General features: G+C 70.5%; 18 protein-coding genes. 9 read left to right on the top strand and 9 right to left on the bottom strand.

Features of this window, described 5'->3' with window-relative positions; translation table 11 throughout:
- Nucleotides 1–172: 172 nt before the first annotated feature.
- Nucleotides 173–1,090, bottom strand: a complete 918-nt coding sequence (locus AC5Y2S_RS20910) for an LLM class F420-dependent oxidoreductase (RefSeq protein ID WP_499958083.1) — start codon at nucleotides 1,088–1,090, stop codon at nucleotides 173–175.
- A 63-nt stretch (nucleotides 1,091–1,153) separates the two neighbouring features.
- A complete protein-coding gene (locus AC5Y2S_RS20915) occupies nucleotides 1,154–1,831 on the bottom strand; it encodes an SDR family oxidoreductase (protein ID WP_499958085.1) in 678 nt (225 codons plus the stop codon).
- A 211-nt stretch (nucleotides 1,832–2,042) separates the two neighbouring features.
- On the opposite strand from AC5Y2S_RS20915, the gene modA reads away from it, so the two are divergent.
- The 5 genes from modA (at nucleotide 2,043) to AC5Y2S_RS20940 (ending at nucleotide 7,171) form a co-directional block, all read left to right on the top strand.
- Complete coding sequence (modA, locus tag AC5Y2S_RS20920) at nucleotides 2,043–2,828, top strand: molybdate ABC transporter substrate-binding protein (protein ID WP_499958086.1); 786 nt, start codon at nucleotides 2,043–2,045, stop codon at nucleotides 2,826–2,828.
- Between the two features lie 190 nt (nucleotides 2,829–3,018).
- Nucleotides 3,019–3,813: an ABC transporter permease gene (locus AC5Y2S_RS20925; protein WP_499958509.1), complete on the top strand. Its 795-nt coding sequence runs from the start codon at nucleotides 3,019–3,021 to the stop codon at nucleotides 3,811–3,813.
- Nucleotides 3,810–4,907: a sulfate/molybdate ABC transporter ATP-binding protein gene (locus AC5Y2S_RS20930; RefSeq protein ID WP_499958088.1), complete on the top strand. Its 1,098-nt coding sequence runs from the start codon at nucleotides 3,810–3,812 to the stop codon at nucleotides 4,905–4,907. Before AC5Y2S_RS20925 ends, AC5Y2S_RS20930 begins: the two co-directional genes overlap by 4 nt.
- Before the next feature lie 97 nt (nucleotides 4,908–5,004).
- The gene (locus AC5Y2S_RS20935; RefSeq protein WP_499958090.1) at nucleotides 5,005–5,994 is read left to right on the top strand and encodes an alanine and proline-rich secreted protein Apa; all 990 of its coding nucleotides are present in this window, start codon (nucleotides 5,005–5,007) and stop codon (nucleotides 5,992–5,994) included.
- Between the two features lie 148 nt (nucleotides 5,995–6,142).
- On the top strand, nucleotides 6,143–7,171 hold the full coding sequence (locus AC5Y2S_RS20940; protein WP_499958092.1) for a zinc-binding alcohol dehydrogenase family protein: 1,029 nt from the start codon (nucleotides 6,143–6,145) through the stop codon (nucleotides 7,169–7,171).
- 7 nt (nucleotides 7,172–7,178) lie between these two features.
- On the opposite strand, the gene AC5Y2S_RS20945 is transcribed toward AC5Y2S_RS20940, so the two are convergent.
- The 3 genes from AC5Y2S_RS20945 to AC5Y2S_RS20955 are packed head-to-tail and all read right to left on the bottom strand — an operon-like array spanning nucleotide 7,179 to nucleotide 11,236.
- Complete coding sequence (locus AC5Y2S_RS20945) at nucleotides 7,179–7,919, bottom strand: CPBP family intramembrane glutamic endopeptidase (RefSeq protein WP_499958093.1); 741 nt, start codon at nucleotides 7,917–7,919, stop codon at nucleotides 7,179–7,181.
- Nucleotides 7,920–7,954: 35 nt separating this feature from the next.
- Nucleotides 7,955–10,342, bottom strand: a complete 2,388-nt coding sequence (locus AC5Y2S_RS20950) for a phosphoketolase family protein (RefSeq protein ID WP_499958095.1) — start codon at nucleotides 10,340–10,342, stop codon at nucleotides 7,955–7,957.
- 45 nt (nucleotides 10,343–10,387) lie between these two features.
- Nucleotides 10,388–11,236 carry an SDR family oxidoreductase gene (locus tag AC5Y2S_RS20955; protein WP_499958096.1) on the bottom strand — a complete coding sequence of 283 codons (849 nt, stop codon included), beginning with the start codon at nucleotides 11,234–11,236 and terminating at the stop codon, nucleotides 10,388–10,390.
- Between the two features lie 107 nt (nucleotides 11,237–11,343).
- On the opposite strand from AC5Y2S_RS20955, the gene AC5Y2S_RS20960 reads away from it, so the two are divergent.
- Nucleotides 11,344–11,853, top strand: coding sequence for a GNAT family N-acetyltransferase (locus AC5Y2S_RS20960; protein WP_499958098.1), 510 nt, complete (start codon nucleotides 11,344–11,346; stop codon nucleotides 11,851–11,853).
- Here AC5Y2S_RS20960 and AC5Y2S_RS20965 read toward each other — a convergent pair.
- Complete coding sequence (locus AC5Y2S_RS20965; RefSeq protein ID WP_499958100.1) at nucleotides 11,850–12,752, bottom strand: undecaprenyl-diphosphate phosphatase; 903 nt, start codon at nucleotides 12,750–12,752, stop codon at nucleotides 11,850–11,852. The genes AC5Y2S_RS20960 and AC5Y2S_RS20965 overlap by 4 nt on opposite strands.
- 150 nt (nucleotides 12,753–12,902) lie before the next feature.
- Between AC5Y2S_RS20965 and AC5Y2S_RS20970 the strand changes: the two genes are divergently transcribed.
- The 3 genes from AC5Y2S_RS20970 to AC5Y2S_RS20980 all read left to right on the top strand — a co-directional run bounded on the left by AC5Y2S_RS20970 (nucleotide 12,903) and on the right by AC5Y2S_RS20980 (nucleotide 19,087).
- Nucleotides 12,903–15,317, top strand: coding sequence for a CoA transferase (locus tag AC5Y2S_RS20970; RefSeq protein ID WP_499958102.1), 2,415 nt, complete (start codon nucleotides 12,903–12,905; stop codon nucleotides 15,315–15,317).
- A 51-nt stretch (nucleotides 15,318–15,368) separates the two neighbouring features.
- Nucleotides 15,369–16,853: an acetyl-CoA acetyltransferase gene (locus AC5Y2S_RS20975; RefSeq protein WP_499958104.1), complete on the top strand. Its 1,485-nt coding sequence runs from the start codon at nucleotides 15,369–15,371 to the stop codon at nucleotides 16,851–16,853.
- A 110-nt stretch (nucleotides 16,854–16,963) separates the two neighbouring features.
- Nucleotides 16,964–19,087 carry a Rossmann-fold NAD(P)-binding domain-containing protein gene (locus tag AC5Y2S_RS20980; protein WP_499958106.1) on the top strand — a complete coding sequence of 708 codons (2,124 nt, stop codon included), beginning with the start codon at nucleotides 16,964–16,966 and terminating at the stop codon, nucleotides 19,085–19,087.
- Nucleotides 19,088–19,093: 6 nt separating this feature from the next.
- Here the strand turns inward: AC5Y2S_RS20980 and AC5Y2S_RS20985 are convergent, their stop codons facing one another.
- The 3 genes from AC5Y2S_RS20985 to AC5Y2S_RS20995 form a co-directional block, all read right to left on the bottom strand.
- Nucleotides 19,094–19,819, bottom strand: a complete 726-nt coding sequence (locus AC5Y2S_RS20985) for a DUF72 domain-containing protein (protein ID WP_499958107.1) — start codon at nucleotides 19,817–19,819, stop codon at nucleotides 19,094–19,096.
- Nucleotides 19,820–19,888: 69 nt separating this feature from the next.
- Nucleotides 19,889–20,221, bottom strand: a complete 333-nt coding sequence (locus AC5Y2S_RS20990) for a TfoX/Sxy family protein (RefSeq protein ID WP_499958108.1) — start codon at nucleotides 20,219–20,221, stop codon at nucleotides 19,889–19,891.
- A gap of 123 nt (nucleotides 20,222–20,344) precedes the next feature.
- Nucleotides 20,345–20,836, bottom strand: coding sequence for a hypothetical protein (locus AC5Y2S_RS20995; RefSeq protein WP_499905851.1), 492 nt, complete (start codon nucleotides 20,834–20,836; stop codon nucleotides 20,345–20,347).
- Between the last annotated feature and the right edge of the window lie 92 nt (nucleotides 20,837–20,928).

The following is a 20,928-nucleotide window of genomic DNA, read 5'->3' on the forward strand; positions in this document are numbered from 1 at the left end:
GGGGATGCTCCTGATCGGGGTCTCTGGACGCGCGACTCCAGTTAGCTACCACGCTAGTGAAGGCGATACCCCGAAACCCAGATCGTAAGCATGTGTAATGAACCACATCACTCATCGGGCCTGGTCGAGTGAACGTGATACTCGTCATGCCCGGCGCCCAATGCGGCTTGCGTTACAGCCCCACGAGCGGGCGCAGGACTTCGCCGGCCGCGCTGATGACGCCCGGCGTGTAGAACGGCATGTTGATGATCACGCCGTCGACGCCGGCGTCCAATACCTTCGTCTTGATTTGTTCGGCCACCGACTCGGCGCTACCGACCACCATGCGCTGGGTCATCGCGGCGGGGATCTGGTCGGCCTTGAAGTTCTCGTCGACGACGGCCGTGGTCAGCGTGCTGGTCTCCAGCGTGGCCGGGTCGCGGCCGATCTCCTCGCAGCGTTGCCGCACGACCTTCAGCTTGGCGGGCAGCTCGTCGAATCCGGCGATGACGTTGAGGTGGTCGAAGTGGCGCGCGGCCAGCGGGATCGTCTTCTTCTCTCCGCTGCCGCCGATCATCAACGGAATGTGGTCGCGGAAGCGGGGATTCGCCATCGCCTGGTCGACCTGATACCACTTGCCCGAGAACGTCGGCCGCTCGCCCTTGAGCATCGGCAGGATGATCTGCAGCGCCTCCTCGAGCCGATTGAACCTGTCGGTGAAGGTGCCGAATTCGAAGCCCAGCTGGTCGTGCTCGAGTTCGAACCAGCCGGTGCCGATGCCGAGGATCGCGCGGCCCTGGCTCACCACGTCCAGCGTCGTGATGATCTTGGCCAGCAGTGTCGGGTTGCGGTAGGTGTTGCCGGTCACCAGGGTGCCCAGCTGCACCCGTTCGGTTCCGGTGGCCAGGGCGCCCAGCGCGGTGTAGGCCTCCAGCATCGGCTGGTCGGGATCGCCCAACGAGGGCAGTTGGTAGAAGTGGTCCATCACGAAGACCGAATCGAATCCGGCCGCTTCGGCCTCGCGGGCTTGAGCCAGAACAGTGGGGAAGAGCTTGTCCACCCCGGTGCCGTAGGAAAAGTTGGGAATCTGCAAACCAAGTCGGATAGCCACGTTGTTCACCGTAGCCACCGGCCCCGTATCAGAACCAGGGCGTGCAGCGGATGCGATTCAGCCTCAGGCGAAATGCGCCAGAGCGCCGTGGCTCACGTGCAGCGTCTGGCCGGTGATGTGGCGGGCCGCCGGGGTGGTGAGGAACAGCGCCAGTCGGGCGACCTCGGCGGCGACCGTCGGCGGCGTGCGCGACAGCCCGTCGTAACCGGCCTGCGAGCTGCGTCCGCTGGCCACCGTGTTGACCGTGATCCCGCGGGTGCCAAAGGCTTCCGCCTGCCCGGCAGTCCAATTCGACAGCGTCGCTTTGATCGCGGCGTCGATGCTTCCGGCGGGCGGGTTCTCGGCCACCACGCTGATGATCGAGCCACCGGAGCGAAGGTTGTCGCCGACGGCCTGGACGGTCAGCGCCACGGACAGCACCGTGGCATCGAGGGCGTTGCGCCAGGCTTTTGCCGTGTCGGCCAGCGAGTAAGTGCGCGGGTCGCCCGGGTCCCAGGCGAGCGCCGGCACGTTGACGATGGTGTCGAGGTGATGGGGGAACAACCCGCGCGCCTCGGCGAGGCTGGCCGGGTCGGCGGTGTCGCAGACGATGGCGTCCACGTCCAGTTCCTTGGCGGCGACCTCGAGGTCGCCGCGGCGCGCGCCCACGAGGGTCACCTTGTGCCCGTCGTCGCGGAAGCCCTCGGCCACAGTGCGCCCCAGCTCCGTGTCGCCCCCGGTGACCAGAACTTCCACTGCCATGACCTCCTCGTATTCGACGTTGAACCCAGAAGCTGCCTGGGACTCAGCGCGTTTATGGCATAAATCTAAGAAGATGTTACTGGACGGTAGCTACTCCGCGAAACTCCGGGCCCCGCGACGCGCGGATTATTTGCATAACTATTCGGTAGCCACTTGTTTGCGGCGATTAGCCACCGCGCAGACCGCATCATCGGCGGACTAGGGTGCCCTCATGCGGCGGATCGGGATCGTGAGCGGTTTGGTTTCGGCGGTGCTGGTGTCCGGGCTGGTGGGCTGCAACTCGAAAGCGCCGTCGTCACCGCCCACTCGGCCCGCCCCGACCGCCGGGAAGGTTGTGGTGTTCGCCGCGGCCTCGCTGAAGCCGGCGTTCGGCCAGATCGCCGAGCAGTTCAAGATCCAAAATCCCGGCAGCACAGTCGATTTCGAGTTCGCGGGTTCCTCGGAGCTCGCCACGCAGTTGACCCAGGGCGCCACGGCCGACGTTTTCGCGTCGGCGGACACCGCGCAGATGGACACGGTCGCCAAGGCGGGACTGCTGGCCGGCAACCCGACGAACTTCGCCGCGAACACGCTGGTCATCGTCACGGCCCCGGGAAACCCGAAGAAGGTCGGGTCCTTCGCCGACCTCGCGAAGGCGGGGCTGAGCGTGGTGATCTGCCAGAAGCCGGTGCCGTGCGGATCGGCGACCCAGCGCGTCGAGGACCGCACCGGGGTGCGGCTCAACCCGGTCAGCGAGGAACTCAACGTGACCGACGTCCTCAACAAGGTCACCACCGGACAGGCGGACGCCGGGCTGGTGTACGTTACCGACGCCCGCAGCGCCGGGGACAAGGTGGCGACCGTGAACTTTCCGGAGGCCGCCGGCGCCGTCAACGTCTATCCAATCGCGGTGCTGAAGAACGCCGCGCAGGCGACGTTGGCGCAAAAGTTCGTCGCCGTGGTGACAGGCGACACAGGTCGGAACATCCTGGCCCAGTTGGGGTTCGCGAAACCCTGACCGGCATTCGCTCGGCGTCGGCCTCCCACCGACGGGTCGAACCCTCGACATCGAACAGGAACGTCACAACACCCGAAGGAGCCGGCACCTCAGCAGAAAGTCACAACAAACCCGCTCCGAGGTCGCACATCGGCAGCAACCACTAGGTTGAGGCGGTGTAGATCTCCCGACCACGGTTAGGGGTGTACGGATTAGCGAGCGCCGCACGGATCTGCCCCGATGGGTGTACCTCCCCGCCGCCGCGGGGACCGCGTTCGTGGTCGTGCCGCTGATAGCGATCGCGATCAAGGTCGACTGGCCGAACTTCTGGTCGCTGATCACCAGCCCCTCGTCGCGGACGGCGCTGCTGCTGAGCCTGAGGACGGCCGCCGCGAGCACCGCCCTGTGCGTGCTGTTGGGTGTCCCGATGGCGCTGGTGCTGGCCCGCAGCACCGCGCGCCTGGTCCGGGTGCTGCGGCCGCTGATCCTGCTGCCGCTCGTGCTGCCTCCCGTGGTGGGCGGCATCGCGTTGCTCTATGCGTTCGGCCGGCTGGGATTGATCGGGCGATACCTCGAGGCCGCCGGCGTCAGCATCGCCTTCAGCACGACCGCGGTGGTGCTGGCGCAGACGTTCGTCTCGCTGCCGTTTCTGGTGATCGCTCTCGAGGGCGCCGCGCGCACCGCGGGAGCCGACTACGAGACGGTCGCGGCGACGCTGGGGGCGCGACCGAGCGCGATCTGGTGGCGCGTGACGCTGCCACTGCTGCTGCCCGGGATGACGTCGGGGGCGGTGCTGGCGTTCGCCCGCTCGCTGGGCGAGTTCGGCGCGACGCTGACGTTCGCCGGGTCGCGGCAGGGGGTGACCCGAACGCTGCCGCTGGAGATCTACCTGCAACGGGTGAGCGACGCGGACGCGGCCGTGGCCCTGTCGATCCTGCTGGTGGCGGTGGCGGCGCTGGTGGTGCTGGGCCTGGGCGCGCGGCGGCTCACCGGGTTATCGGCGTGAGTGAGTTGCAGGTCCGCGCCGTCGTCGCCGAACGCGGTCTGGACGTGGGGTTCTCGGTGGCGGCGGGCGAGGTGCTCGCCGTCCTCGGACCCAACGGCGCCGGCAAGTCGACGGCCCTGCACATCATCGCCGGGCTGCTTCGGCCCGACGACGGCGTCGTGCGACTGGGCGACCGGGTGCTGACCGACACCGCGGCCGGCGTGCACGTGGCAACACACGACCGCCGGGTGGGGTTGCTACTGCAGGACCCGTTGCTGTTCCCGCACCTGAGCGTCGCCGCGAACGTGGCGTTCGGACCGCATAGTCGCCGGGGCGCGTTCCGTTTCGGTCGCGCCGACAAAGAGGCGACCGCGCTGCGCTGGCTGCGCGAGGTGGACGCCGAGCGCTTCGCCGACCGGAAGCCGCGCGAGCTGTCCGGGGGTCAGGCCCAGCGGGTCGCGATCGCCCGCGCCCTGGCGGCCGAACCCGACGTGCTGCTGCTCGACGAGCCGTTAGCCGGGCTCGACGTCGCCGCGGCCGCGGGCATCCGCGCGGCGCTGCGCGACGTCGTCACGCGAACCGGCTGCGCGGTCATCCTGATCACCCACGACCTGCTCGACGTGTTCACGCTGGCCGATCGGGTGCTGGTGCTCGAGTCGGGGAAGATCGCCGAAATCGGGCCGGTGGCAGACGTTCTCACCGCGCCGCGCAGTCACTTCGGCGCCCGCATCGCGGGCATCAACCTGGTCAACGGCACCGTAGGGCCCGACGGCTCGCTGCACGATCGCACCGGCGCGCACTGGTATGCCACCACGGCCCAGGAGCTGGACGGCCGGGTGGTCAACGCGGTCGCGGTGTTCCCGCCGACGGCGGTGGCCGTGTACCGGGATCGGCCGCGGGGCAGCCCCCGCAACACGGTCGAGGTGACGGTGGCGGAGCTGGTTGCCCACGGGTCCGCCGTCCTGGTGCGAGGCCGCGAGCAGCCGGACGGCGCCCCGGGGCTGGCCGCGGAAATCACCGCGGACGCCGCCACGGAGCTGCGGTTGGCGCCCGGCGAGCGCGTCTGGTTCTCCGTCAAGGCCCACGAGGTCACGCTGTACCCAGCGCCGCACTGACCTGCGCCGACGCACGCAAGGTTGCACATCGGAAACATCGCACGAACCGCCGCACGGCACCCTTGCGTCACAGCCGTAACGCGGTAGGTTCGTCGCCATGGATCAGGTGGAACCGAACTCGACACGTCGGAAAGGGCTGTGGGCGACGCTGGCGATCGCCACGGTGACCAGTGCCAGCGCCGTCGCCATCGCGTTACCGGCAACCTCCAACGCCGATCCCGAGGTTCCGACGCCTGTCCCGCCGACCACGACGACCGCGGCACCGGCGCCCGCGTCGCCGACGACCACGACCCCGCCGCCGCCCGCCGCGCCGGCGTCGCCGCAGCCCCCGCCCGGCGACCCCAACGCGACGCCCCCGCCGCCGGTTGATCCGAACGCGCCGCCCCCGCCGGCCGTCGACCCCAACGCGGGCCGGATCGGCAACGCCGTCGGCGGGTTCAGCTTCGTCCTGCCCGCCGGCTGGGTGGAGTCCGACGCGACGCATCTCGATTACGGTTCGGAATTGCTCAGCAAGACGACCGGCCAACCGCCGGCGCCGGGGCAGGCGCCGCCGGTCGCCAACGACACCCGCATCGTGATGGGCCGGCTGGACCAAAAGCTTTACGCCAGTGCCGAAGCCAGCGACGCCAAGGCCGCGGTCCGGCTGGGCTCGGACATGGGTGAGTTCTTCATGCCCTATCCCGGCACCCGGATCAACCAGAGTGCCACCCCGCTGACGGGTGCGAACGGGATCACCGGAAGCGCGTCGTACTACGAGGTTAAGTTCAGCGACCCGTCCAAGCCGAACGGCCAGATCTGGACCGGCGTGGTCAGTGGGCCGTCGGCCGGGAACGGGCCGCCCCAGCGCTGGTTCGTGGTGTGGCTCGGAACCTCGAACGACCAGGTGGACCAGGGCGCCGCGAAGGCGCTGGCCGAGTCGATCCAGCCCTGGACAGCGCCCGCGACCCCCGCTCCGGCGCCGGGCGCCCCCGGCGCTCCGGCGCCCGCTCCCGAGGTACCGGCGCCCGCGCCGGCGCCGGGCCAAGCTCCCGCGGGCGAAGTCACTCCCACCGCCGCGCCGGCGCCGCAGCGGGCTTTGCCGGCCTGAGTCGGCCGAGTGTGCACTCAGGGCTTTGAGCGTGCGCCCAGGGTGGGATCTCGGCGATTTTTCCGCCCGGGGCTCACACGCGACGCCGACGATTCACACCCAACCCCGGACCCGTTGCGGCCGTGACGAATAGCGGCATGATGTAGTGATGGCCCCGGCGGTGACGACCACGACGATGCGTGCGTGGCGGGTGCGCCGCCCCGGCCCCATGGCCACCGGCCCGCTCGAGCAGGTCACCGCCGACGTGCCGCGGCCACAACCGTCGGAGCTGCTGGTGGCGGTGCGCGCGTGCGGCGTGTGCCGCACCGACCTGCACGTCACCGAGGGCGACCTGCCCGTGCACCGCGATCGGGTGACGCCCGGGCACGAGGTGGTGGGGGAGGTTGTCGAGGTCGGCGCCGAGGCGGGTGACGGGTTCAAACCGGGGGACCGGGTGGGCATCGCCTGGCTGCGCCACACGTGCGGCGTGTGCAAATACTGCCGCCGGGGCAACGAGAACCTGTGCCCGGAATCTCGCTACACCGGCTGGGACGCCGACGGCGGGTACGCCGAATTCGCGACCGTCCCAGCCGCTTTCGCGCACCACCTGCCGAGCGGTTACAGCGACACCGAACTGGCGCCGTTGCTGTGCGCCGGCATCATCGGATACCGGTCCCTGCTGCGCGCGGAGCTGCCTGTCGGCGGGCGGCTGGGCCTCTACGGTTTCGGCGGCAGCGCCCACATCACCGCGCAGGTCGCATTGGCGCAGGGCGCCGAGGTGCATGTGATGACCCGCGGGGCCGAGGCACGCGAGCTGGCGCTGGAACTCGGCGCCGCGTCGGCCCAGGGCGCGGCCGATCCGCCGCCGGTGCCGTTGGACGCCGCGATCCTGTTCGCTCCCGTCGGCGAGCTGGTGCTGCCCGCGCTGGCGGCGTTGGACCGCGGCGGCACCCTGGCGATCGCGGGAATTCACCTGTCCGATATCCCGTCCCTGAACTATCAGCGCCACCTGTTCCAGGAGCGCCAGGTCCGATCGGTCACGTCGAACACGCGGGCCGACGCGCGCGCCTTCCTCGACTTCGCCGGGCAGCACCACATCGAGGTGACCACGCCGGAATACCCACTCGCCCGGGCCCACGAGGCCCTGACGGACCTGAGCGCCGGCCGAATCGCCGGCGCCGCGGTCCTGCTCGTCTGAGCGGGCCTCAGCTCGACAGGTGCCAGACCAGCGCCGCGGCCAGGGCGCCCAGCCCGTTCAGCGACCAGTGCAGCGCGATCGGCGCGATCAGGCTGCCGCTTCGCCGGCGCAGCCAGCTGAACACGAAGCCGGCCGCCCCGGTCGCCAGCACCGCCAGCGTCACCCCGGCCAGCATCCCAGCGAACCCGCCGCCGAACAGTCGGGTGAAGCCGACGTTGTTGCTGGTGAGCCCCAGCGACGTGGCGACGTGCCAAAGACCGAACAGCAGCGACCCGCCCAGCGCCACGCCGCGAAAGCCCCAGGCGCGGTTCAGCGCGCCGTGCAGCACGCCCCGAAACGCCAGCTCCTCCGGGATCACGGTCTGCAGCGGGATGATCACCATCGACCCGATCAGCGCGCCGGAGATCGTGGCGTAGTGGTTGTTCAGGAACATCGGCCGCGTCGCCGGCAACAGGATCCCGATCGCGATCACCGACGCCACGACGGCCACCGCGCCCAGCGCATACGCCAGCCCGGGCCTCCAGTGTTCGCGGCCGAGACCGAGGTCCGTCCAGCCCAGCCCGCGGTAGCGCATCAACGCGACCAGCCCGACGGCGGCGGCCGGGACGGTCGCGATGCTCGCCCACGGCGTGGTGAAATGCGCGACGAGGTTGGTCAGCACCAGCACGACGACCACCACCGCGATGTCCAGATGGATGCGCAACCGGTGGAGCGCCGACGGCGGTGCGGCAGCGATGGCGTCGGGCATCCGGCAAGTTTACCTGCGGCCCCCGTCGGCCAAGCTCAGCTCGACTGGCCCGCCTCCCAGGTCCACCCCGAAATCGCCGGGTCGTCCTCGCCGTGCTCGCGGGTGTAGGCGCGGGCGGCGAGGCGGGCGTCGACCATGCGCTGGCGCAACACGGCGGCCTGGCTGGCCAGCCCGTCCACCCGGTCGATGACGTCGATGACCAGGTGGAAGCGATCGAGGTCGTTGAGCATCACCATGTCGAACGGCGTCGTCGTGGTGCCGCGCTCCTTGAAGCCGCGCACGTGGATGTGCGGGTGGTTGGTGCGCCGGTAGGTGAGCCGGTGGATCAGCCACGGGTAGCCGTGGTAGGCGAAGATGACCGGCTTGTCGCGGGTGAACAGCGCGTCGAACTCCTTGTCCGGCAAGCCATGCGGGTGCTCGGATTCCGGTTGCAGCCGCATCAGGTCGACGACGTTGACCACCCGGACGGCCAGGCCAGGCAGCTCGCGCCGCAGGATGTCGGCGGCGGCGAGCACCTCCAGCGTCGGGATGTCCCCAGCACACGCCAGCACCACATCGGGCTCGGAGGTGGCGGTGCTCGCCCACGGCCAGATGCCCAGCCCGCGCGCGCAGTGGGCGATGGCCTGGTCCATGTCCAGGTAGGCCAGCGCGGGCTGCTTGCCCGCCACGATCACGTTGATGTAGTTGCGGCTGCGCAGGCAGTGGTCCGCCACGGACAGCAGCGTGTTGCCGTCCGGCGGCAGGTACACCCGCGTCAGCTCAGCCCGCTTGTTCGCGACCAGGTCGATGAAGCCGGGGTCCTGATGTGACGCGCCGTTGTGGTCCTGGCGCCAGACGTGGGAGGTCAGCAGGTAGTTCAGCGAGGCGATCGGGCGCCGCCAGGACAGCTCCCTGCTGGTGGCCAGCCACTTCGCGTGCTGGTTGAGCATCGAGTCGACGATGTGCACGAACGCCTCGTAGCAGTTGAACAGGCCGTGCCGGCCGGTCAGCAGGTAGCCCTCCAGCCAGCCCTGGCACAGGTGCTCGGAGAGCACCTCCATCACCCGGCCGTCGGGCGCGAGATGCTCGTCGTCGGGCCCTATTTCGGAGAGCCACACCTTGTCGGTCGCCCCGTAGACGGCATCGAGCCGGTTGGACGCGGTCTCGTCGGGGCCCATGAGCCGGAATCGGTCGGAGTTGCGGGCGATCACGTCGCGCAGGAAGGTGCCCAGTATCCGGGTGGCCTCGTGCGTCTCGGCGGCCGGCTGCGGCACCGCCACCGCGTAGTCGCGGAAGTCCGGCAGCTCGAGGTCGTGCAGCAGCAGCCCGCCGTTGGCGTGCGGGTTGGCGCTCATCCGGCGGTCGCCGCGGGGCGCCAGCGCCCGCAGCTCGGGGCGCAGCGCACCGTTGCCGCCGAACAACTCCTCGGGCCGGTAGCTGCGCAGCCATTCCTCCAGCTGGGCGCGGTGCTCGGGATTGTCGTGGGTTTCGGCCAGCGGCACCTGGTGCGCGCGCCAGGTGCCCTCCACCTTCTTGCCGTCCACCACCTTCGGGCCGGTCCAGCCCTTCGGGGTGCGCAGAACGATCATCGGCCACACGGGCCGCTCCGAGCGGCTACCGCTGCGGGCGGCGCGCTGGATGGCCGCGATGTCGTCGAATGCGTCGTCGAGGGCGGCGGCCAGCTGCTGGTGCACGTTGGCCGGGTCGTCCCCGGCGACCGTGATGGGGCGGTAGCCGTACCCGCGCAGCAGCGATTCGAGTTCGGCGTGGGGGATGCGGGCCAGCACGGTCGGGTTGGCGATCTTGTAGCCGTTCAGCTGCAGGATGGGCAGCACGGCGCCGTCGGTGACCGGGTTCAGGAACTTGTTGGAGTGCCAGCCGGCGGCCAGGGGGCCGGTCTCGGCCTCGCCGTCGCCCACCACGCACGCCACCACCAGGTCCGGGTTGTCGAACGCCGCCCCGTAGGCGTGCACCAGCGCGTAGCCCAGTTCGCCGCCCTCGTGGATCGATCCCGGCGTCTGGGCCGCGACGTGACTGGGGATGCCGCCCGGAAAGGAGAACTGCCGGAACAATTTTCGCAGCCCCTCGGCGTCCTCCTCGATGCCGGTGTACACCTCTGTGTAGGTGCCCTCCAGGTAGGCGTTGGCGACCAGCCCGGGCCCGCCGTGGCCCGGCCCGGTGACGTAGATGACGCTGGCGTCGCGGTCGCGGATGACCCGGTTCAGGTGCGCGTAGATGAGGTTGAGCCCGGGGGTGGTGCCCCAGTGGCCCAGCAGCCGGGGTTTGACGTGCTCGGACGACAGCGGTTCGGTCAGCAGCGGGTTGTCCAGCAGGTAGATCTGCCCGACCGAGAGGTAATTGGCTGCGCGCCAATACTTGTCGATGAGGGCGACTTCGTCGTCGGAGAGGGCTGCGGCATTGGTGGTCGAGGTTTCTACGGTCACCCCGCCGATTGTCCGCGCCTTTGGTGAACGGCGCTTGTCCCCGAGCTACTCATCGCCGCGGGCGCGCGCCTCATACGCCCGGCGCTTCTCGACGTCGACGTCGTCGGTGAAGACGTGGTCGCCGCCGAGCAGGCGGTTGAGCCCCTCGGCGATCCTGCGCGGCCAGAATTTCTGGGAGACGACCATCGCGCCGGCGGCCTTCGTGATCCGCACCCGCGGCTTGGGGTGGGCTACCAGCCGCACGATCGCGTCGGCGATCTCGGTCGGCTCCGCGTTGCGGAACCCCTTCATGCCGGGGGTCCCGGCGACGAGCTCGGTGTTGACGAACGTCGGCAACACCGTGGAGAACTCCACACCGGCCGAGCGGTACTCCAGCCGGGCCGAGTCGGTGAACGCGACGACCGCGTGCTTGCTGGCGCAGTAGCTGGCCAAGCCGACGATGTAGAGCTCGCCGGCCAGCGAGGCGACGTTGATGACGTGCCCGGATCCGCGGGGAACCATGCGCTGCACCGCCAGTTTGCTGCCCAGGATGACGCCGTAGACGTTGATGTCGAGGATGCGGCGGGTGACCGCGTCCGGTTCGTCGAGGATCCGCCCGACGGGCATGATGCCGGCGTTGTTGATCAGCACATCGATCGGGCCGAGTTGGCGCTCGACCTCGTCGAGGAAGTCGGCGAACGAATGCGCGTCGGTGACGTCGAGTTTCCCGTAGACATCGACGCCGAGCGCGGCGCCCGATTCCTTGACCCGCACCTCGTCGATGTCCCCGATCGCGACCTTGGCACCCAGGTTATGCAGCGCGGTCGCGGTGGCCAGCCCGATCCCGCGGGCGCCGCCGGTGATGACGATGACCTTGTCGCGGACCTTCAGGCCGATCGATGCCGCATCTGCCATGGCGGGTCCTCCCAAAAAGTTGACGGGTGTCAGGTTGGCGCTGGGGTAAGCACAGCACTCGACGCGGCCCCACGCAAATAGCGCCGCGGAAGCCGATACTCACAACCGTGACCGAGGTGCGCGCGGCCGTCCCGGAGAACGCCGACGAGGTGGCCCGGGTGCAGGTGCGCTCGTGGCGATCGGCCTATCGGGGCCTGATCGCCCAGGACTTTCTCGACGGCCTCACGCCCGAGTTCTTCGCCGACCGATACACGTTCGGCCGGGTGGGGATCGGGTTGCCGTCGACCCTGGTCGCGGTCGACGGCTCCGATATCCGCGGCCTGGCGACCACGGGCCTGTGTCGCGCGGTGGAGTTCCCGAATTTCGGTGAGCTGATGGCGATTTACGTCGATCCCGCGCACGCGCGGACGGGGGTGGGCCGGCTCCTGATGGCCGCCGCGCGCCAGCGGCTCCGCATCGTGGGCGTCGCGGGCGCGTTGCTCTGGGTGCTGGAGGGCAACGCCGACGCCCGCCGGTTCTACGAACGCGACGGGTGGCGTTTCGACGGAACCCGCCGCACAACGACTTTCGGAAGCGCGCCGGTGCAACAGGTCCGCTATCGTTGCGCACCCGTCTAGTGAAGGCCCAGCCACACCAGGCTGGCCCCGCCCACCAGGGCGCAATAGACGGCGAACGGTGTCAGGGTGCGGGTCTGGAAGTACCGGGTCAGAAACCGCACGGCCAGGTAGGCGCAGACGAACGAGGCGACGCTGCCGGCCAAGACCTGGCCGCCGATCCCGGCGCCCATCGGGCCGAACAGGTCCGGGATCTTGTACACCCCGGCCGCCAGGATGATCGGCGTGGCAAGCAGGAACGAGAAGCGGGCGGCGTCCTCGTGTGAGAGCCCGCGCCACAGGCCGGCCACCATCGCGATGCCGGAGCGGCTGATGCCGGGCAGCAGCGCCAGGATCTGCGCGGAGCCGATCACCAACCCGCGGCCCATCGACAGCTGGGCCAGCCGGTTGTCGATCGCCTCGCCGCGGTGGTCCTCGTGCTCTTCGTCGGCGGCCGGCGAAACGCGGCGGCGCAGCACCTCGCCGGCATACAGCGCGATGCCGTTGAGCAACAGGAATGCCGCCGCGGGAATGGGTTTGCCCAGCGTGGTCCGGAACAGGTGCTCGAGGGCCACCCCGGCCAGGCCCACCGGGATGGTGGCGACGACGATCAGCCAGGCCAGCCGCTCGTCGGGCGTCTGGATTCGGCGATACCGCAGCGAGGAGAAGAAGCCGGCGACGATCCGCAACCAGTCCCGCCAGAAGAACACCAGCAGGGCGGCGGCGGTGGCGACGTGCAGGCCGACGATGAACGCGAGGTAGGGCGATTCGTGGGTGGAGACGTTGAGGTCCCGGGCCCAGCGCCCACCGACCAGTGCCGGCACCAACACGGAGTGCCCGAGGCTGGAGACCGGGAACAGCTCGGTGACGCCCTGGAACGCGCCGACTACCACGGCTTCGACGTAGCTCAACTGCGCGGACATTGGGTAGGGCGCCTCCATCCGGGATCGTAGACAAGAACTACCGAGCGTAGCCGGTCGGGATTCGCGCGCGAACCGGCTTGGGCGGCTGGACATTTGGCCGCCGTGCAACTGCTCGCGGGTGGCCCCTGACCAGGCGGGTACGGTGGGCGGATGGCGGAGGGGCTGCTCGAAACCGTGCGTGTGCTGGACCTGTCGGGTGGCAGCGCCGACGCGGTCACGCGCCTGTTCGCCGATCTCGGCGCCGACGTCCTCAAGATCGAGTTCCCGGGTGGCAGCCTGGGGCGCGACGCCCTGCCGGCGCTGGCCGGCGCCAGCATCCCGTTCGCGCTGCACAACGCCAACAAGCGGGCCGCGGTGCTGGACCCGCTCGAGGACGGCGACTGCGGCCGGTTCCTCGACCTGGCCGCCGAGGCCGACATCGTCGTGGACAGCGGCCTGGCCGGGCACGTCGGCGCCTTCGGGATATCCGGCGCGGAGTTGGCGGCCCGCTATCCGCACCTCGTGGTGCTGTCGGTCACCGACTTCGGCGAGACGGGTCCGCGGTCCGCGTGGCGTGCCACCGATCCGGTGTTGTTCGCGATGTGTGGCTCGTTGTCGCGTTCCGGTCCCACCACCGGCACCCCGGTGTTGCCGCCGGACGGCATCGCCTCGGCCACCGCCGCCGTGCAGGCGGCGTGGGCGGCGCTCGTCGCCTACTACAACCGGTTACGCTGCGGCACAGGCGATTACATCGACTTCTCGCGGTTCGACGCGGTCGTGATGGCGTTAGACCCGGCGTTCGGCGCGCACGGACAGGCCGCCGCCGGCATCCGCCACAGCGGGCGGTGGCGCGGGCGCCCGAAGAACCAGGACGCCTACCCGATCTGCCCGTGCAAGGACGGGTACGTCCGGTTGTGTGTGATGGCGCCTCGGCAGTGGCGGGGGTTGCGGCGCTGGCTGGGGGAGCCCGAGGAGTTCCAGGACCCCAAGTACGACGCGATCGGCGCCCGGATGGCGGCCTGGCCCGAGATCAGCGTGTTGGCCCAGGCCCTGTTCGCCGAGCGGACGATGAAGGACCTGGTCGCCGCGGGGCAGGCCCACGGGGTGCCGATCGCCGCGGTGTTGCCGCCGTCCTGGGTGCTGGGCTCCGACCATTTTCAAGAGGTTGGCGCGATCACCGAGGCCGAGCTTTTGCCGCGGGTGCGGACGAGCGTGCCCACCGGGTATTTCGTCGTTGACGGGCAGCGCGCGGGTTTCCGCACGCCGGCCCCGGCGATGGGGCAGGACGAACCGTATTGGCGCGGTAACCCGGTGCTGGTGCGCGCGCCGTCGGGCAGGGTCGGCGACTACCCGCTCACCGGGCTGCGGATTCTGGACCTGGGCATCATCGTCGCGGGCGGCGAGCTGAGCCGGCTGTTCGGCGACCTGGGCGCCGAAGTCATCAAGGTGGAAAGCGCCGACTATCCCGACGGCCTGCGGCAGGCCCGCGCCGGCGACGCCATGAGCGAGTCGTTCGCGTGGACCCACCGTAATCAGCTCGGCCTGGGCCTGGACCTGCGCAGCGCCGAGGGCAAGGCGATCTTCGGCCGGCTGGTCGCCGAGGCCGACGCGGTCTTCGCCAACTTCAAGCCGGGAACCCTTGCCGCCCTTGGCTTTGACTATGACGCGCTGCGCGCCATCAACCCGCGGATTGTGCTCGCGGGCAGCAGCGCCTACGGCGACAGCGGCCCCTGGCGCGCCCGGCTGGGCTACGGTCCCTTGGTCCGCGCCGCCACCGGGGTCACCCGGCTGTGGACGTCGGAGGACGCGGACGACCGGGCGGACGGCCAGGCCGGCACGGCACGGCACGCCTTCTACGATGCGACGACGATCTTCCCCGATCATGTCGTCGGGCGGGTCAGCGCCATCGCGGCGCTGGCCGCGCTGATCCGTCGCGATCGCACCGGTGCCGGCGCCCACGTCCACGTCTCGCAGGCCGAGGTGGTGATCAATCAGCTTGACACCCTCTACGTCACCGAGGCCGCGCTGGCCGCGGGCATCGGCCCGATCCGCGACGACACCAGCCTGCACGCGGTCTACCCGTGCGCGGGCGACGACGAATGGTGCGTCATCTCCATCGGCTCCGACGACGAATGGCGCTGCCTCGCAGGCCTTCTCGACCATCCGCAATGGGTCGACGACCCGCGGTTCGCGACCGGCGAGTCGCGGCTGGCCAACCGCCGCGAGTTGGTCGAGCTGGTGTCGGCCTGGACCCGCACGCGCACCCCGCTGCGCAACGCCGAACTGCTGCAGGCGGCCGGGGTCCCGGCCGGTCCGATGTACCGCCCGCCGGACATCCTCGAAGACCCCCAGCTGATCGGGCGAAAGCTGTTCAGCGACATGACTCATCCGCTGATCGAGCGCCCGATGCCCGCGGAGACGGGCCCGGCACCGTTTCAGCACATTCCGCCGGCCCCACAACGCCCGGCGCCCCTGCCCGGCCAGGACACCCGCGAGATCTGCCGGAACCTGCTCGGGTTGGGCGCGGACGAGACCGAGCGGCTGATCCGCGACGGCGTGCTGTTCGCGACCGCCGGACCGGCCTAGCATTCCCGGGCTGCGGGCCGGCCGGATCCATAGTCACGCTAAATTCGTCGCATGAGCGTCGATCCCAGGACACCGGTGCTGATCGGCTACGGCCAGGTCAACCACCGCGACGAAATCGACCCGGCGGCGCGGTCGGTCGAACCGGTGGACCTGATGGCCGAAGCGGCCCGGGAGGCCGCGGATGCCCGCGTGATCGAGGCCGTGGACTCCATCCGCGTGGTGAACGTGCTGTCGGCGCACTACCGCGACCCCGCGCTGCTGCTGGGCGAGCGGCTCGGCGCCGCCGGATACACGACCCGATACAGCCCCGTCGGGGGCAACGTCCCGCAGTCGCTGGTCAACCACGCCTGCCTGGACATCCAGCAAGGCCGGGCCGGTGTCGTGCTGCTCGCGGGCGCCGAAACCTGGCGCACCCGCCGGGGCCTCAAGGCCAAGGGCGGCCGGCTCGAGTGGACCGCGCAGGACGAGTCCGTGCCGATGGCCGAGATGATCGGCGAGGACGTCCCGATGTTCGGCGACGCGGAGCTCAAGATCGGGCTGAACCTGCCGTCCTTCGTCTACCCGCTGTTCGAGCAGGCGCTTCGCATCGCCAACGGCGAATCCGTCGACAGCCACCTCACGCGCATCAGCGAACTGTGGGCGCGGTTCAACGCCGTCGCGGTCGGCAACCCGCACGCGTGGATCCGCAAGCCGGTGACCGCCGAGGAAATCCGGCGGGCCGGGCCGCAGAACCGGATGATCAGCTGGCCCTACACCAAGCTGATGAACTCCAACAACATGGTCGACCAGGGCGCCGCGCTGGTCCTGACGTCGGTCGAGCAGGCGCAGCGCCTGCAAGTCCCCGCCGACCGGTGGGTGTTCCCGCACGCCGGCACCGACGCGCACGACACCCCCTCCATCGCCGAGCGCGACGAGCTGCACCGCTCGGCGGCCATCCGGATCGCGGGCGCGCGGGCCCTGCAGCTGGCCGGCCTGGGCATCAACGACGTCGACTACGTCGACCTGTACTCCTGCTTCCCCTCCGCCGTTCAGGTCGCCGCGGCCGAACTGGGCCTTAGCGCGGACGACCCGGCCCGCCCGCTCACCGTCACCGGCGGGCTGACCTTCGCGGGCGGCCCGTGGAGCAACTACGTCATGCATTCGATCGCCACCATGGCCGAACTGCTGGTGGCCAACCCCGGGCGCCGCGGCCTCATCACCGGCAACGGCGGCTACCTGACCAAACACAGCTTCGGGGTCTACGGCACCGAGCCGCCGGCCGAATTCCGTTGGGAGGATGCGCAGCCGGCGGTGGACCGCGAGCCCACCCGGGAGGGCCTGGTCGAATGGGACGGCGTCGGGACCGTCGAAGCCTGGACCACACCGTTCGACCGCGAGGGGCGACCCGAGAAGGCGTTCTTGGCGGTGCGCACGCCCGACGGGGCCCGCACCCTGGCCGTCATCGCCGACCCGGATGCCGCCGAAGCGACGGTGCGTGAAGATATCGGTGGCGCCAAGGTTGCCGTCACCCCGGACGGCACCGCGGCGCTGCGGTAACCGGCCGGGCGGATCGCCACGGGTCAAAGGTCCCCAATCCGGGGGTAGCGGTCGCGTAAGTGACACCAACTTGCCTATGGTCGGGTTGGACGTTGGGGAGGTGAGCCCAGGTGCACGTCCTGGTTACCGACGCCACCGGCGCAGTAGCGCGGCTGGCCGCACGGCAGCTGATCGCTGCCGGACACACGGTCAGCGGGATTGCTGAGCACCCCCATCCCTGCCTGGATCCGGGCGTCGAGTTTGTTTGCGCGCCGCTGAGCGACCCCGTCCTGCAAGGCCTGGCCGACGAGGCCGACGCGGTGATCCACCTGGCCCCGATCGACACCAGCGCGCCCGGGGGCACGGACATCGACGGGGTCGCCCACGTGACCGACGCTGCCGCGCGCGCCGGTGCGCGGCTGCTGTTCGTGTCTCAGGCCGCCGGCCGGCCGGAGCTGTATCGACCCGCCGAGGAGCTGGTGTCCACCGGTTGGGCGCCCAGCCTGGTCGTCCGGATCGCGCCGCCCGTCGGCCGCCAGCTGGACTGGATGGTGTGCCGCACCGTGGCGACGTTGCTGCGCACGAGGATTTCCGCGGCCTCGACCCGGCCGATGCGCGTCCTGCACGTCGAGGACCTGGTCCGGTTCCTGGTCTTCTCGCTGAACACCGACCGCACCGGCGCGGTCGACCTCGCCACCCCTGACACCACCAACGTGGTCACCGCGTGGCGGTTACTGCGATCCGTTGGCCCGCGTTCACGACTGAACGGGGTTCGCAGCTGGTCGAAGTTGATCCCGAAGATGGATATCACTGCGGTGCAAGAGGATTGGGGTTTCGAATTCGGCTGGCAAGCGCTCGAGGCGGTCGCCGACACCGCACGCGGCCTCGCCGGGCGCCGGCTCCTTCCGGAGGGCGCGCTCAGCCACGGCGGCCAGGTGGCGCTTCCGGTCGAGGTCCTGCCGCGGCCCCGGCCGTCCGACGAATTGCGCAGCGCGGCCCCCGACGGGATGGAGGGCGAGTTCGACGACCGGATCGATCCCCGGTTCCCGGTCTTCAGCGCTGCCCGGCTGGCCGAGGCGCTGCCCGGCCCGCTCACCCCGATAACGCTCGACGTTCAGCTCAGCGGGCTGCGCACGGCCAGCCGGGTGATGGGCCAAGTGCTCGCGCTGGGCGGCGTGGTCGACGACGAGTGGAGCAGCCGGGCGATCGCGGTCTTCGGCCATCGCGCGTACGTCGGGGTGTCGGCCAACGTCGTCGCCGCCACCCAGCTGCCCGGGTGGGACCAGCACGCCGTCACCCGGAACGCCCTGGCGGACCAGCCGCAGGTCGGCGACGTCCTGCCGTTCGGCGAGCCGAAGCTGGCCGAGGGGGCGCTCGGGTCGCTCGCCAAAGCGGTCGTGACGGCGCGCTCGCTGGCGGTGATGCGCCACCTCAAACGCGACACGCTGGGCTACGCCACGGCCGCGAAGGCCGAACACGCCGATGCGGCGCAGCTGGCCGCGCTGCCGGACGCCGCCCTCGAGGTCCGGGTGCCGCTGCTGCGGGATCGCATCCACCAAGGCTGGACCCTCACGGCGCTGTGGCTGATCGATTCGGGGGTCACCGCGGCGGCCCTGGAGCCGACGCGGGCCGCGTCCCGGGTGGCGGGGCTGGGCACGATCGTCGAAAGCACCCGCATCGCGGCCGAGGCCGCCGAGCTGGCGGCGGCGTTGCGCAGCGATCCACCGTTGTGTGCGCTGGCCGCCGAGGGCAACATCGGCAGCATCCGTGCGCTGTCTCCCGACACCGCCGCCGCCCTCGACGCCGCCGTCGCTCGGATCGGGCACCGCGGGCCCGGGGAGGCGGAGCTGGCCAGCCCGGTGTTCAGCGACGACCCGACGATGTTGCTGACGGCCGCCGCCGAGCTGGCCGACCCCGCGGTGGTCACCGAGCCGGCGCCGCCGCCGACGCTCGTTCGGCGAGTGGCCGCCAACGCCCGCGGCTCGCGCGAGCTGGCCCACGACGCCACCCTGCGGTTCACCCATGGGCTGCGGATGACGTTGCGCGAGTTGGGATCCCGGCGGGTCGCGGCGGACCTGATCGACGTCGCTGACGACGTCTACTACCTCACGTGTGACGAGCTGATCACCATGCCGGCCGACGCGCGGCTGCGGATCAAGCGCCGCCGGGCCGAGCGGGAGCGGCTGCAGGCGCAGCGTCCTCCCGACGTCATCGACGGCAGCTGGGCCCCCGTGGGCCGGCTCGGCGACGCCTGAGCGCCGTCAACCCACCAGCCCGCGCAGGAACAGCGCGTTGCGCACGGCGTGGCCGCCCAGATCGTTGTTGAAATACATCCACACGTCCCTGCCGTCGCGGTCCCATTCGGCGATCTGGTCGGCCCAGCGTCGCAGCTGGTCGTGCGAGTAGCAGCCGGCGTAGATCGCGTCCTGATCCGGGCCGTGCATCCGGACGTACACCAGATCGGTGGTGGCGCGGGGCACGCACGCCAGCCCGGCGCCGCTCATCACCACGTACGCGGCGCGGCGGCGCTCCAGCAATTCGTACACGGCCGGCTCGTTCCAGGACGGGTGGCGCAGCTCGACGGCCACGCGGATGAATTCGGGCACGCTGCCCAGGAAGGCGTCCAGGCGCGCGTCGTCACGCTGTTGCTCGGGGTGCAGTTGGACGAGCAGCACCCCGCGGCGGTCGCCCAGCAGCTGCCAGCAGCGCTCGAACCGCTCGATCCATGGTTCGGGCGAGGACAGCCGACGGTAGTGGGTCAGCCCACGATGCGCCTTGACCGACATCCGGAACCCGTCGGGCAGCTGATCGCGCCAACCGGCGAACGTCGAATCCTTGGGCCACCGATAGAAACTCGCGTTCAACTCGACGGTGTCGAAAACCTCGACGTAGCGGGCCAACCGGCGCGCCGACGGCAAGCCGGTCGGGTAGAGCACATCCGCCCAATGGTTGTAGGACCATCCGGAGGTGCCGATCCGCACGGTCAATGCCGGTGCACCTCGTCGTTGTCCACACCGCACCGCCTACCCGATCCGTTCTCGAGCAAACCCCGGCCGTCACTTCCGGGGCAGGCCGCGGGCGTAGCCGACGCCCCGGGTGACCCAATCCTGCAGCTGGCGTTTCGTTCCCACGCCGTCGGTGTCGACGCGCAACCAGCCGCGCGCTTCCCGACCCGCCATCACCATGGGGCCGACGTGGGCACGCTTGAGCAGTTTGTCGGTCTCTTCCGGCGGTACCCGCACCAGCAGTCCGCCCTGTCCGCTGGCGGCCACGGACATGTTGCCGTTGATCAGGAACGCCAGACCACCGAACATTCGCTTTTCCTCGATGCCGCGCTCGGAGCCGAGCAGTTCGCGGATCCGGTTGACCAGGTCTTCGTCGTAGGCCATGGGCCGACCCTAGCCCCGAGGTCCGACACGCTCGGCGATATGTCGGTCACCCGACACCCAGAAATGCGGACAGCCGCCCCCTCTCGGGAGCGGCTGCCACATTCCGGCTTTTAGGGACCGGTGTTAGCGGGGCGTTCCGATGGTGCCGCCGCCGTTGACCTGGCCCCCGGCGTTGCCCGCGGGGGTGTACGCCTGGAAACCGGTGGACGTGTTGACGCCCCACTGGCCCACGTCCGGGTTGAACACAACCGGAAGCTGGGTGCCGTCGGGGTCACCGACGGGCGGAATCCAGGTGGCCGGCAGCCCGTAACGGCCCGGGTCGTTGTAGTGCCCCGGCGGCGGGAAGCCGTTCTGGCCCGGGGGAAGCGGGCTGCCCGGCGCGTTGCAGTTCACGCCCGGCGCGCCGGGGTTACAGATCGGCAGACCGGGCACGGTCTGGCCCGGACCCGGCAGGTCACGGTCGCCGCCCGGGACGTTCGGCCCCGGCACATTGGGGCCGGGTCCCGGCACGTTCGGGCCCGGATCGGCCAGCGCGAAACCGGTGCCGATCCCCAGCGCCGCGGATCCGAGGCCACCGGCCATCGCGGCGGTGGCGGCGATCTTGGTGAGGTTCATGTGAACTCCTTGTCCAGCTTGGCTGCGACGCACGCAGCGCAACAGCGTTGACGGTGTTGTTCAGTTGTCTCCCCAAGCTCCTGGATTGGGGC

This window comes from Mycobacterium sp. NGS69, assembly GCF_059812165.1.

Coding starts and splice junctions, on each gene's coding strand:
- AC5Y2S_RS20915 (WP_499958085.1), bottom strand. CDS start 1,831: ATGGCAGTGGAAGTTCTGGTCACCGGGGGCGACACGGAGCTGGGGCGC.
- modA (WP_499958086.1), top strand. CDS start 2,043: ATGCGGCGGATCGGGATCGTGAGCGGTTTGGTTTCGGCGGTGCTGGTG.
- AC5Y2S_RS20935 (WP_499958090.1), top strand. CDS start 5,005: ATGGATCAGGTGGAACCGAACTCGACACGTCGGAAAGGGCTGTGGGCG.
- AC5Y2S_RS20940 (WP_499958092.1), top strand. CDS start 6,143: ATGGCCCCGGCGGTGACGACCACGACGATGCGTGCGTGGCGGGTGCGC.
- AC5Y2S_RS20945 (WP_499958093.1), bottom strand. CDS start 7,919: ATGCCCGACGCCATCGCTGCCGCACCGCCGTCGGCGCTCCACCGGTTG.
- AC5Y2S_RS20955 (WP_499958096.1), bottom strand. CDS start 11,236: ATGGCAGATGCGGCATCGATCGGCCTGAAGGTCCGCGACAAGGTCATC.
- AC5Y2S_RS20965 (WP_499958100.1), bottom strand. CDS start 12,752: ATGTCCGCGCAGTTGAGCTACGTCGAAGCCGTGGTAGTCGGCGCGTTC.
- AC5Y2S_RS20970 (WP_499958102.1), top strand. CDS start 12,903: ATGGCGGAGGGGCTGCTCGAAACCGTGCGTGTGCTGGACCTGTCGGGT.
- AC5Y2S_RS20975 (WP_499958104.1), top strand. CDS start 15,369: ATGAGCGTCGATCCCAGGACACCGGTGCTGATCGGCTACGGCCAGGTC.
- AC5Y2S_RS20990 (WP_499958108.1), bottom strand. CDS start 20,221: ATGGCCTACGACGAAGACCTGGTCAACCGGATCCGCGAACTGCTCGGC.
- AC5Y2S_RS20995 (WP_499905851.1), bottom strand. CDS start 20,836: ATGAACCTCACCAAGATCGCCGCCACCGCCGCGATGGCCGGTGGCCTC.